This is a genomic window from Duganella kummerowiae (genome assembly GCF_053572355.1).
Genome location: NZ_JBKFEH010000008.1, coordinates 147,086 through 159,833, shown reverse-complemented (window position 1 = coordinate 159,833; position 12,748 = coordinate 147,086). Strand labels below are relative to the sequence as shown.

General features: G+C 64.5%; 7 protein-coding genes. 2 read left to right on the top strand and 5 right to left on the bottom strand.

All coding sequences use genetic code 11. From position 1 onward, the window contains the following. Position 1: 1 nt before the first annotated feature. Positions 2–1,783: a DUF885 domain-containing protein gene (locus tag ACLB1G_RS08505; RefSeq protein ID WP_491626771.1), complete on the bottom strand. Its 1,782-nt coding sequence runs from the start codon at positions 1,781–1,783 to the stop codon at positions 2–4. A 278-nt stretch (positions 1,784–2,061) separates the two neighbouring features. On the opposite strand from ACLB1G_RS08505, the gene ACLB1G_RS08500 reads away from it, so the two are divergent. Then, a complete protein-coding gene (locus tag ACLB1G_RS08500) occupies positions 2,062–3,618 on the top strand; it encodes a methyl-accepting chemotaxis protein (RefSeq protein ID WP_491626770.1) in 1,557 nt (518 codons plus the stop codon). Positions 3,619–3,654: 36 nt separating this feature from the next. Next, positions 3,655–4,764 carry a porin gene (locus tag ACLB1G_RS08495; RefSeq protein ID WP_491626769.1) on the top strand — a complete coding sequence of 370 codons (1,110 nt, stop codon included), beginning with the start codon at positions 3,655–3,657 and terminating at the stop codon, positions 4,762–4,764. Between the two features lie 255 nt (positions 4,765–5,019). Here the strand turns inward: ACLB1G_RS08495 and ACLB1G_RS08490 are convergent, their stop codons facing one another. The 4 genes from ACLB1G_RS08490 to ACLB1G_RS08475 form a co-directional block, all read right to left on the bottom strand. Further along, positions 5,020–6,612 carry a methyl-accepting chemotaxis protein gene (locus tag ACLB1G_RS08490; protein ID WP_491626768.1) on the bottom strand — a complete coding sequence of 531 codons (1,593 nt, stop codon included), beginning with the start codon at positions 6,610–6,612 and terminating at the stop codon, positions 5,020–5,022. Positions 6,613–6,833: 221 nt separating this feature from the next. Beyond that, positions 6,834–8,567: an ABC transporter ATP-binding protein/permease gene (locus ACLB1G_RS08485; RefSeq protein ID WP_491626767.1), complete on the bottom strand. Its 1,734-nt coding sequence runs from the start codon at positions 8,565–8,567 to the stop codon at positions 6,834–6,836. Next, positions 8,564–10,375 carry an ABC transporter ATP-binding protein/permease gene (locus ACLB1G_RS08480; protein WP_491626766.1) on the bottom strand — a complete coding sequence of 604 codons (1,812 nt, stop codon included), beginning with the start codon at positions 10,373–10,375 and terminating at the stop codon, positions 8,564–8,566. Before ACLB1G_RS08480 ends, ACLB1G_RS08485 begins: the two co-directional genes overlap by 4 nt. A gap of 22 nt (positions 10,376–10,397) precedes the next feature. Then, on the bottom strand, positions 10,398–12,743 hold the full coding sequence (locus ACLB1G_RS08475) for a TonB-dependent siderophore receptor (RefSeq protein WP_491626765.1): 2,346 nt from the start codon (positions 12,741–12,743) through the stop codon (positions 10,398–10,400). Positions 12,744–12,748 lie beyond the last annotated feature (5 nt).

The following is a 12,748-nucleotide window of genomic DNA, read 5'->3' as shown; positions in this document are numbered from 1 at the left end:
TTCAGCCTTTCTTGCGCGCCGCGATCCAGCGGTTGACGGCGCCGTCCAGCACGTCGAGCGGCACCGAGCCGTGCGACAGCACTTCGTTGTGGAAGGCGCGCAGGTCGAAGTCCGGGCCCAGCGCCTGCTCGGCGCGCGCGCGCAGCTCGCGTAGCTTCAGTTCGCCTATCTTGTAGCTCAGGGCCTGGCCCGGCACCGCGATGTAGCGCTCCACCTCCTGCACCGCCGTCACTTCATCCTGCGGCACGTTGTCGCGGAAATAGGCGATGGCCTGTTCGCGCGTCCAGCCCTTGGCGTGGATGCCGGTATCGACCACCAGCCGCACGCCGCGCCAGATCTCGGCCGTCAGGCGGCCCACCCATTGCCAGGGATCGTCGTACATGCCGATTTCCTGCCCCAGCATTTCACTGTACAGACCCCAGCCTTCGGAAAACGCGGTGCTGCTGCCGAAGCGGCGGAAGGCCGGCAGGCCGGTGGTTTCCTGGGCCAGGCTGCGTTCGAAGTGGTGGCCGGGGATGGCCTCGTGCAGGAAGAAGGCATTGGTGGTGTAGCGGGTGCGGGTCTCCGGCTTGTAAGCGTTGTAGTAGAAGATGCCGGGACGTGAGCCGTCCACCGAGCCGCGCTGGTACGAAGCCGGAGCGGCGCTCACTTCGCGGTAGGCTTCGACCGGGCGGATCTCGAACGGCGCCTTGGGCACACGCGCGAACAGCAGGCCGACCTTGGTTTCGACCTGGGGACGCAGGGCCTCGTAGGCGGCCTGGATCTCGTCGCGCGACTTGAAGCGCAGTTCGGGCGAGGTGTTCAGATAATCGAAGAATTCACGCAGCGTTCCCTTGAAGCCGACGCGGACCTTGGCCTCTTCGAACTGGGCGCGGATGCGGGCCACCTCGCGCAACCCGATGTCGTGGATTTCGGCCGGGGTCAGCGTGGTGGTGGTGGTGCGGCGCGCCAGAACGGCGTACCAGTCCTGGCCGCCGGGCAGGGCGCCGATGCCAGCGCTGTCGCGCCCGGCCGGCAGGTAGGTGTCGCGCATGAAGGCCAGCAGCTTGCGGTTGGCGGGCGCCAGCTGCTCTCGCACCAGCTTGCCGTAGGCCTCGGTCAGGCGCGCCTTGTCGGCGGCGCTGAAGGAGGATGGGAATTTCCTCACCGGCTGCATGTAGGTGCTTTTCTCCAGGTCGTCGCTGCCGACGCTGTCGAGCTGCGGCAGCACGCGCTGTATCAGCGCCTTGGGCATCACCACGCCCTGGGCGATGCCGGTCTTCATGTCGGCGATCATGCCGTCCACGGCGGGCGCGTAGCCGGCCGCGCGCTGTAGCCAGTTGTCGTAATCCTGCACGGTCTGGAATGGCTGGGCCGAGCTGCCGGAGCCCAGCTGGGCCATGGACAGGTGCAGGCCGGAGAACTGGTCGACCGGCATCAGGTCGGACGGGAAGCGCAAGCCGTCCAGCACCTGCTGCAGGCGGTAGCGCAGCAGGTCGTAGCTGATGCGGTCCTCGGGCGGCAGCGGCGCCGGATCGAAGGCGGCGCTGCGCGCCAGGTATTTCTCCGCCAGTGCGCGGCTTTGCGCCCGGCTCTCGGCCGAGGTGGTGGCGCCAAAGCGGTCGTTGTAGCGCGCGTCGCCGTTGTAGGTGGCGGCGATGGGATTCTGGCGCAGGTAGTCTTCCCAGTAGTCGGCGTACAGCCGGTTCATCTGGTCCGGCGTGGCCGGCGTCTTCACCTGGGCGGCAACGGGCAGGGCGGCGCACAGCAGGGTGCATAGCAGCAGCGGGAGGGCGCGGGTCATGGGTTCCTTTCGTATCTGTCTGGTTTGATGCAGGCTGGCGCCGTTCATGGGAAGTTGTAAGGACACGTCTCTTTCTCCGATTGGCGGCACATTATTTGGCTTTTTTTTTGCATTTTCCTGCAAGAAAAGTTAGTGTGGAAAATCAAGAGCGCAGCGCGGCCTTTTAATGATTGCATCATCGACAAATGTATTGTGCGATTTGATAAGGTTGACGAAGACGCTCACACGGATTTTATAGGATAAAAGGGGCGGGAGAAAAAATGACGTGGTTTTTAAATATGAAGATGGCGTATAAATTGTTGCTGTCTTTTTTTATCGCGCTGTTACTGACACTGATCATAGGTATCTTCGGTATATATCAGAATTCCCGGCTGAATACGGCATCGGCAGCAGTCCTGAATGATACCTTGCCGAGCGTGAGGCTGGCGCTGCTGATGAAAGCCACGCTTAATCGCATGCGGGTGTCCGAACTCCAGCATATACTCTCTGCTGAAGAAAAGGATTATGCGTATTATGAAAAGAGCATAGTCACGCGGTCCAAGGAATTTTCCGACTATCAGTCGCAATACCGTTTGCTGGCGCGCTCGCCGGACGAGGATAAACTGGTCATGTCGCTGGAAACCGCGTTCAAGTCCTATTCCGTGGCCAACGATAAAATCATGGCCTTGTCGCGCAAAGGCCAGAAAGACGAGGCCCGGGACGCCATCCGCGGCGAGTCGGTAAAGCTGTTCCGCGAGGCGAACGACGTGGTCGACAAGCTGGTGGAGCTCAGCAAGACTGAAAGCGACAGCGCGAAGGAACGCAATGAAGCGCTGTACGCTTCTTCCCGCAACTGGATTATCGCCATCTTGATTTCCGCGTTGCTGGTGAATGTCGCGCTGGCGCTGTACATCGCGCGCTTGATCAGCCGCCCCTTGCACGCGGCGGTGCAGGTGGCCGAGAAGGCCGCGCAAGGCGATCTGACAGCGCACATCGCGCCCGATTCCACCGATGAAATCGGTTTGTTGCTACGTGCCCTGCAAACCATGAACACCAATCTCCAGGGCCTGGTTGGACAGGTGCGCAAGGGAACGGAAACGCTGAATGTCGCCTCGCAGGAAATCGCCGCCGGAAATCTGGACCTGTCCGCCAGAACGGAAGAGCAGGCCGCCTCGCTGGAGGAAACCGCCTCGGCCATGGAGCAGCTGACGTCCACCATCAAGCAAAACGCGGATTATGCGCGGCAGGCCAATAGCCTGGCCATCTCTGCCACCGAAGTGGCGGGCAGGGGCGGGAAAGTGGTGGGCGAAGTGATTTCAACCATGAATGCCATCAACGAGTCCTCCCACAAGATCGTCGACATCATCGCCGTCATTGATGGCATCGCTTTCCAGACGAACATATTGGCCTTGAATGCCGCCGTGGAAGCTGCCCGTGCCGGCGAACAGGGGCGCGGGTTCGCGGTGGTGGCCAGTGAAGTGCGCAACCTGGCGCAGCGCAGCGCCGCCGCAGCCAAGGAAATCAAGGATTTGATCAACGGGTCTGTCGAGCGGGTCAGTGCTGGCAGCAAGCTGGTCGACCTGGCCGGCCACACCATGACCGAAGTGAACGAGAGCGTGCGCAAGGTCAGCAGCATAGTGACGGACATCAGCGCGGCGACCCAGGAGCAAAGCGTCGGCATCGAGGAAATCAATATCGCCATCGCCAAGATGGATACCGTGACCCAGCAAAACGCGGCCCTGGTGGAGGAGTCCGCAGCGGCATCGCAATCCATGCAGGACCTGGCGGCGGACTTGTCCAATTCGGTCAACTTGTTCCGTATCGATAATAACAACAGCGCCATCGCTTTGCGGTAGGCGTTTCTATCATTGATGTGATGAGGGTGGGAGACGATGAAAAACAAAACATGTATGGCAGGCTTGGGGCTTGCCGGAGGCCTTATTTTGCTGCCGGCGGCGGCCATGGCCCAATCCAGTGTGACGTTGTATGGCATAGCCGACCTCGGCGCGCGCTACAGCAGGGGAATGAACGCGAGTAATGCGCCGACGCCCTCCGATACCACTTCCGCCATTACCAGTGGCGTCAACAACACCAGCCGCTGGGGGTTCAAGGGCCAGGAAGCCCTGGGCAATGGCATGGCCGCCGTGTTTCACCTGGAGGGCGGCCTCAATCTCGACACCGGCAGCAGCGCCAAGTCCGACAAACTGTTCGACCGGATTGCCCTGGTGGGACTGAAGACCGGCGCGGGCACGCTGACCCTGGGCAGGCAGGCCACGATACTGTCCGATGCGATCAATCCGGTCGATCCGTTGGGGATGCGCAATGCCAGCTTCAACCCCAATATCAATGTCACCGCTCTGAGCAATACGGCGTATGGCACCCATGCCTTCGGCACGCAGTACGGGACCAGCGGGTATAACGACAACTTCTACCGCCTCGACAACATGCTGAAGTTCACCAGCGAGATGGGACCGGTCACGGCGCGGCTGTCCTATTCCTTTGGCGAGGTGCCGGGCGACACCGGCGCGCTGTCCACCATGGGCGCTGCCCTGAGCTACCAGCGCGACGCACTGGCCCTGTCGGGTGGCTACATGAAGTTCAAGAACCGTGCCGATTTCGCGCTCGATGCCTATACCATCGGCGCCGCCTACAAGCTGGCCTCGGTGACCATCAAGGCCAATTACGGTAACAACAAGGCTGACACGGCAATCAACAAGGAAACCAGGCAGCGCATCGCCTCCGGCGGCGCCAGCGTCTCGCTCTCGCCGGCCGACCTGCTGACCCTTGCCTATTACCGGGTGCGGCGCAACAGCACCGGCTTTATCGATGACGGCTTTGACCGCGTGTATGCCTACCTGGAGCACGAGCTGTCCAAGCGGACCACGCTGTATGTGGAAGCAGACTCCACCAATTGGAAGGGCAATGCGGCCGGCATGACCGGCGCCGTGCCCAATAGTGCGCATGGACGCGGCGTCACCCTGGGCATGATGCACAAGTTCTAAGGCCGGCCGGGCCGACCGTCCACTGTCACGGGTTGGGACTCATCGCCTTGATCGATGTAGCGCAGGCCTGCCTGGCGCGCTTGCCTTCCAGGTCTTGGCGCTGCTGCGCCACCGCAAGCACCATGCCCGTTTGATGGCTTAGAACCCGTTTCAAAATGAGCAGGGCTAGGCACGGGCCAAGGCCGGGACGACGAAGACAGTGCGCCTGCACGGCTAGGAGCCGTAACGACGCCATGGTCATTTTGAAACGGGTTCTTAGCGCAGCGCCAGCTGGCGCGACGACGACGGCGCGCCAGCACCCTCGATCTTGAACACGCTGACGGTGGCGGCCAGGTTGCTGGCCTGCTGCTGCAGCGACTGGGTGGCGGCGGCCGCCTGTTCCACCAGGGCCGCGTTCTGCTGGGTCACCTCGTCCATCTGCGTGATGGCGCGGTTGACCTGTTCGATGCCGTCGCTCTGCTCGCGGCTGGCCTCGGCGATCTCGGCCACGATGCCGGTCACGTGCCGCACGCTGTCCACCACCTCGTTCATGGTGGCGCCGGCCTGCTGCACCAGGGTGGCGCCGAAGTCCACCTTGGACACCGAGTTGTCGATCAATTCCTTGATTTCCTTGGCCGCCGTGGCCGAGCGCTGCGCCAGGTTGCGCACCTCGGAGGCCACCACCGCGAAGCCGCGGCCCTGCTCGCCGGCGCGGGCCGCTTCCACCGCCGCGTTCAGGGCGAGGATATTGGTCTGGAACGCGATGCCGTCGATCACCGAGATGATGTCCACGATCCTGCGCGAGGAATCGTTGATGTCCTGCATGGTGTTGACCATCTGGCCCATGACCTCGCCGCCCTTGGCGGCCGTGTCGGAGGCGTTCTGCACCAGCTGGCGGGCCTGCTGGGCGTTTTCCGCGTTCTGGCGCACGGTGCTGGTCAGTTCCTCCATGGAGGCGGCGGTTTCCTCCAGCGAGCTGGCCTGGGTTTCGGTGCGGCTCGACAAGTCCATATTGCCGGCCGAGATTTCCTCGGCGCCCGTGTTGATGGCGTCGGCGCCGCTGCGCACCTTGCTCACGGTGCTGCGCAAGTCCTGCTGCATGCGGCCGATGGCGCCTATCAGCCTGCCGATTTCATTGCTGCTGCCGGCCTGGATATGGGCGGTCAGGTCGCCGCGCGCCACCTGGTCCAGCAGGCCCACTGCATGGTCCAGCGGCTGCAGCACTACGCGCTTGAGCATGAAGTGCACGGCCACCACCAGCGCCATTGCGATGGCCAGGCCCAGCACCACCAGGCCGCGCACCAGCTGGTAGTCGCGGCCGCGGCTTTCCATCAGCTCGCTGGTATTGGTGTCGGCCTCTTTCTGAAATTTCTCCAGCAGGGAAGAGAAGTTGGCCCCCAGCGGGGTCAGGTCCTTGGCGTTGATGCGGCTGTAAGTAGCGCTGTCGTCGGCGCGCAGGGCATTGGCGGCCTGTTCCAGCCCCTGCGACAGTTCGCGGCCGGCCGTCACCAGGCCGCTTTTCAGCGCGGCGTCCTGGCCCGGATAGGCCGGCATGTCGTTGAACCTGGCCAGCTGCTTGAGGGTGCGGTCATATGAGGTCTGGGCGCTCTTGAGCGCGGAGTCCTTGTCGGCCGGGGCGCCGCCTTCCTTCAGGATGGAATAGGCGCGCGTCATGGCCGAGCGGGTGCGGGTAGTGTCCTTGTAGGCGTCGTTGATGGCGATCACCTGGGACGACATCTGGTACACCTGCGAGGTGGACTGGTTGGCCTGGCTGAGTGCATAGACGCCGACACCGGCGCCGACCAGTATCATGGCGGCAAACAAGGTGAGAACCGCCATCAGGCTGGTGCGGACGGTGAGCTTGTTCATGCGGATTCCTTTGCAAAAACGGTGGATTGCATGATGCAATGGAGGGCGGGACCCCGGGGGCATCCAGTATTAATTGAGATGCGGCAACAGTCAAGATGCAGTTGGCTGAGGTAGCGGGTGCTTTTGCTAGCGCGCCACAGGAGGGAAGGGCCCCCAGGCGCAACCGTGGCGGGCCCGCCACGCAGGCGGAGCGCCCCGGTATGCGCTGGATCAGGCCAAGCTCAATGTTGGCTGGCGGCCGGAATGTCCGCAGGCGATTTCCGTGCGGCGGCGAGGTCGAGCAGATGGTCGTGGAAACGGGCCAGTTCCGGCCGGTGCGCGACACTGACGATGGTGCTGCCCGGCAGTGCCTGCATCAGCGCCGCGTACAAGCGCGCTTCCAGTTCCGGATCGAGGGCGCTGGTGGCTTCGTCCAGGAACACGAAGTGCGGCGCATGCAGCAGGATGCGCGCGAACGCGACGCGCTGCTGCTCGCCACCGGACAGCCGCTGCTGCCATTGGTCGACCGCGTGCAGATTGGTGATGCGTTCCGCCAGCCCGCAGTCGGCCAGGATGCGCAGGCACTCGGCGTCACTGTAGCGCTCGGGCGGCTCCGGATAGCACATCGCCTCCTTGAAGGTCCCGGTCGGGAGGTAGCTGCGCTGCGGCACGAACATCAGCCTGGCGTCATGCGGGATGGCGACGGCGCCGCTGCCGTAGGGCCACAGCCCGGCCAGCACGCGCAGCAGCGTGCTCTTGCCGGCGCCCGACGGCCCGCGCACCATCCAGCGCTCGCCCGGACCGAAGCGCAGCGGCGCGACGCTGGTAAGCGGGCGCTGCTGCGGATCGTGGACCGCCAGCGGGCCGGTGCTCAGGGCGCGGTCCGGCGAGCGCGTGAACGTGTAGCCGCTCTGCCGCAGCTCGGCCTTGTGGATCGCCCATTGCAGGTCGCGCAGGCGGTTGGCATAAGCGAGCCAGGTGGCGTAGCTTGCGTAGGCCTGGCTGAAGAAATTCAATGCGCCGCTGAGCATGCTATAGGCGCCGGCGACGCGGGTCACGCCGCCCATGGTGAGCTCGCCGGCCAGGTAGCGCGGCAGCGCCGCCAGCGTCGGCAGGCCGGTGAACAGATAGCTATAGGCGTTTTGGGCGAACAACACCTTGGCCTGGCGCAGTATCAGCGCGCGCGTATTGGCGCGGACCCGTTCGAACAGCCAGGTGAGGCGCTGCGATTCGCGCTGTGCGCCGCCATAGAAGGCGATCTGTTCGGCATTTTCGCGCACCTGCATGGCGCCGAAGCGGTAGTCGGCCTCGACGCTCTGGCGCTCGTTGTTGAGGCCGATCAGGCGCTTGCCCACCCAGTGCAGCAGCATCAGCAGGCCGATGTTGTAGGCAAAGGCGATATACACCAGGTAGCCGTGGATGCTCACCTGGGTGTCGCCCAAGGTGAAGGACAGCACGCCGGACAGTTGCCACAGCAGTCCGGTGTAGGTCGCCACGCTGACCAGCACCGACAGCGTGCTGAGCGAGAGGTGCAGCGTTCTGTCGACGAACAGCTTGACGTCTTCCGCGATGCGCTGGTCGGCATTGCTGATTTTACCGTCGCGCTCGATGTCGTAGAAGGCGTGCGCATGCAGCCAGGCTTGTTGCAGTTTGGCGGTAAGCCAGGTCCGCCAGTGCAGGTCGAGGAGGGCCTGCACCGAGGTATTGAGCACCACCAGTGTGCCGGCGCACAGTCCGGCCATGACGCCGGCCAGCAGCGCCGGGCGGATCTGGCTCCATTGCATGGTGAGCAGCGAGTCGGTCACCTGGCCGGCCAGCTTGTTGGCCCAGACGGCCACATAAGCCTGGCCGAACATGATGGCCAGCACCACGGCCAGCATCAGGTAGGCCTGCCAGCTTCCGGCTTCGCGCCAGAAACTGAAGACGAGCTTGGACAGGCTGGGCCTGGCCGGATCTTGCTGGAGCTTGTGTGTCATTGCTGGCTCTGTTGTCCCACGGTTGCTGGAAGCTGCGCTGGATGGCCAGGGCAACCGTGCCCTCCGGCAGCAACGGGAAGAAGTATGTGCGGAGCGTGGCCGCATACCGCATTGCGTTCGGCGGCGATATCGAGCAAGTGGTCGTGGAAACGGGCCAGATCGGGCCGGTGCGCGACACTGACGATGGTGCTGCCGGGCAGCGCCTGTATCAGCCTGGCGTACAAGCGCGCTTCCAGTTCCGGATCGAGGGCGCTGGTGGCCTCGTCCAGGAACACGAAGTCCGGCGCGTGCAGCAGGATGCGCGCGAACGCGACGCGCTGCTGTTCGCCACCGGACAGCCGCTGCTGCCATTGGTCGACCGCTTGCAGATTGGTGATGCGTTCCGCCAGCCCGCAGTCGGCGAGGATGCGCAGGCACTCGGCGTCGCTATAGCGCTCGGGCGGCTCGGGATAGCACATCGCCTCCTTGAAGGTCCCGGCCGGCAGATAGCTGCGCTGCGGCACGAACATCAGCCTGGCGTCACGCGGGATGGCGACGGCGCCGCTGCCGTAGGGCCACAGCCCGGCCAGCACGCGCAGCAGCGTGCTCTTGCCGGCGCCCGACGGCCCGCGCACCATCCAGCGCTCACCCGGACCGAAACGCAGCGGCGCGACGCTGGTAAGCGGGCGCTGCTGCGGATCGTGGACCGCCAGCGGGCCGGTACTCAGGGCGCGGTCCGGCGTATGGGTGACCGTGTAGCCGCTCTGCCGCAGCTCGGCCTTGTGGATCGCCCATTGCAGGTCGCGCAGACGGTTGGCGTACGCGAACCAGGTGGTGTAGACCTGGTAGGAGGTGCTGAAGAAACTCAACGAGCTGCTCAGCATGACATAGGCGCCGGCGACGCGGGTCACCCCGCCCATGGTGAGTTCGCCGGCCAGGTAGCGCGGCAGCGCTGCCAGGGTGGGCAGGCCGGTGAACAAGTGGCTGTAGACGTTGGAGGTGAACAACACCTTGGCCTGGCGCAGTATCAGCGCGAGCGTATTGCCGCGGACCCGTTCGAACAGCCAGGTGAGGCGCTGCGATTCGCGCTGGGCGCCGCCATAGAAGGCGATCTGTTCGGCGTTTTCGCGCACCTGCATGGCGCCGAAGCGGTAGTCGGCCTCGACGCTCTGGCGCTCGTTGTTGAGGCCGACAAGGCGCTTGCCGACCCAGTGTGTCAGCAGCAGCAGGCCGATGTTGTAGGCAACGCCGATATATACCAGGTAGCCGTGCAGGCTCACCTGGGTGTCGCCCAGGTTGAAGGACACCACGCCGGACAGTTGCCACAGCAGGGCGCCGTAGGTCGCTACGTTGACGATGACCGACAGCGTGCTGAGCGAGAGGCTCAAGGTGTTATCGACGAACAGCTTGACGTCTTCCGCGATGCGCTGGTCGGCATTGCCGATTTTGCCGTCGCGCTCGATGTCGTAGAAGGCGTGCGCATGCAGCCACGCCCGTTGCAGTTTGGCGGTAAGCCAGATACGCCAGCGCAGGTCGATGAACGCCCGCACCGCAGTATCGAGCACCACCAGCGCGCCCATGCACAGGCCGGCCATGATGCTGGCCAGCAGCGCCGGGCGGATCTGGCTCCATTGCATGGTGAGCAGCGAGTCGGTCACCTGGCCGGTCAGCTTGTTGGCCCAGACGGCCAGGTAGACCTGGCCGAACATGATGAGCAGCACCACGGCCAGCATCAGGTAGGCCTGCCAGCTTCTGGCTTCGCGCCAGAAGCTGAAGACGAGCTTGGACAGGCCGGGTCTGGCCGGATCTTGCTGAAGCTTGTGTGTCATTGCCGGCCTTGCTGTCCTACGGTTACTTGAAGCTGCGCTTGACGGTCAGGGCCACCGTGCGTCCCGGCAGCACCGGGATGAAGGAATTGCTGACCGTGGTTGAATACAGCAGGCGGTCGAACACGTTCTTCACGCCCAGGGTCAGGTTCCACGGTCCGGTGGCGTAAAACACGCTGGCGTCGACCTGGCTGCCGCCGGGAACGTAGAAGGGGCTGCCAAAGGTCGTGCCGAGGTTGGCGCTGACGCCGGCAATGCCGACGCCGACTCCCCAACCCTTCATCCCGGCCGACTGGAACTGGTACACCGCCCATACGCTGGCCTTGTGTTTCGGGATGCCGGCATAGGCGGTCGCGCTATTGCCCACATCGGTCACCTGACTATAGGTGTAATTGAAGATGGCGTCCAGGCCCGGCAGCAGGCGGCCCTGGGCATCGACCTCGGCGCCGCGGGTGCGCTGGGCGTCACGCGTGTTGTAGCAGTTGTTGACGCGGTCGTACACCAGCTGATTGGACCTCTGCAGCGAGAACAGGGCGGTGGTCAGGGTGAACTGGCTGTCCATCAGGTCGAACTTGGCGCCGGCCTCGCGGTTCTTGGTCTCGTTCGGCGGTGCGAAGCCGCCGGCGCAGCTGAGCGAGGTATTCGGCACGAAGCCTTCCGCGTAGCTGGCGTACAAGGAGGTACGGTCGTTCAACTGGTAGACCAGGCCGGCGCCGCCGGTGTTGTGGAGCACGCTGGTGCCGCTGTAGTAGTAGCTCTGCGGTCCCTTGGTCGTGTAAAACGTCGATTGATTATCGGGAGTCTGGTACTGGGTGCGGCGCGCGTTCAGCATCAGGTTCCACTTCTCATACGACATCAGGTCCTGCGCATACACCCCGCGCTGCCGCTGTCCGGTCTCGCTGTATGCGATCGGCTGGATGGCGCGGTCGCGGTTGTCCTGGAAGTAGTACGGCGTGGACGTAAAGACCGGTACCGAGATGCTGTCGCTGGTGGTCTGGTATTGCTTGAGGCTGTACAGCGTGTGGTTGTAGCCCACCGATAATTTGTGGCGCACTTCGCCGGTGGGGAACAGGTAGCGCAGGTAGTGGTCGCCGCTGGTGGTGTGGTCGTTGGATCGCGTGCGTGAGCCGTAGAAGGTGACGTTGGGCAGCGGCGAGTCGGGCGGGGCGCCCTTGGCGTAGGACAGGCCCGCTGCCGACGGCGCATGCAGGTCGAAGCTCTGGCGCGCCACCTGGAGGCGGCTGATCAGGACCAGCTGGTCGGCCAGCTGCTGTTCCAGCTGGTAGCCGAAGCGGTAGACGCTCTGGTCGAAGCCGTCGGCGGGGTTGGCCAGCAGGCGGTCCGGCACCGGCAGGATCACGCCATCGTTGCGGGCGAAGGTATAGCGCGTCAGCGGCTGGTGCATGCGCGTGGTGTCGGCGCTGACCACCAGGTCGGTACTGCGGTCTTTCCAGCGCAGCGCCTGCATGAACGAGCGGTTGGTGCTGCCGTTCAGGCCGCTTTCGCTGCCGCGCGCATTGTCGCTGCTGGCGATGGTGCGGTAGGTCAGGCGCGAGTCGCTGCCCAGTGCGCCGGAGAGGTCGGCGCCGATCATCTTTTCCTCGTGCGTGCCGTACTGCGCGGTGACGTCGCGGATAGGCGCCGCTTGTGGCTTCTTGACCACAATATTGACCGCGCCGCCCAGCGAATCGCCGCCCGACAGGATGGCCTGCGGGCCTTTCAGCACCTCGATGCGCTCGACCGACAGGACGCCGCGCGTGGTGGCGTTGCGGTCGGTGACGCCGTTGGTGTCGCTGCTGGCCTGGAAGCCGCGGATCTGGAAGGTGGTGGTGTTCTGCGGGGTCTGGTCGAATTTCATGCCGCTGACATTGCGCAGCGCGTCGGTCAGGTTGGTGGCCTGCTGCGACTCCAGCACCTTGCTGGTGAGCAGAGTGACCGAGCCGGGCACCACGTGCAGGCTGGTGCCGCTGCGGGTCGCGGTGTCCGAGCGGTCGGCCTTGAAGCTGGTTTCGGCCTGGTCGCGCCGTGCCGTCACCAGCACGGTCGCCGCGCGCCTGACGGTCAGCACGCCGGCGGCGTCCTCCTCGACCACGTAGCCGGTGTTGGTCAGCGCCTGCGTCACCGCGGCGGCGGGCGCCAGGTGGCCGTGCACGGATTCGGAAATCAGACCGCTCAGGGCTTCGCGGTCGAACACGATCTTGCGGCCGCTGCGGACGGCGATCGCGTCCAGCGTGGCCGGCACCAGCCCGGCCTGCAGGTGGTAGTCGGTGGCCGGGTCGATGCGGACCGGAGCGGCCGCCGCCTGGGTTTGACTCCACGCGGGCGCGGCCAGCGTTGCTACTGCGGCCGCAATCGCGGCAGGGAGAATCATGTGGC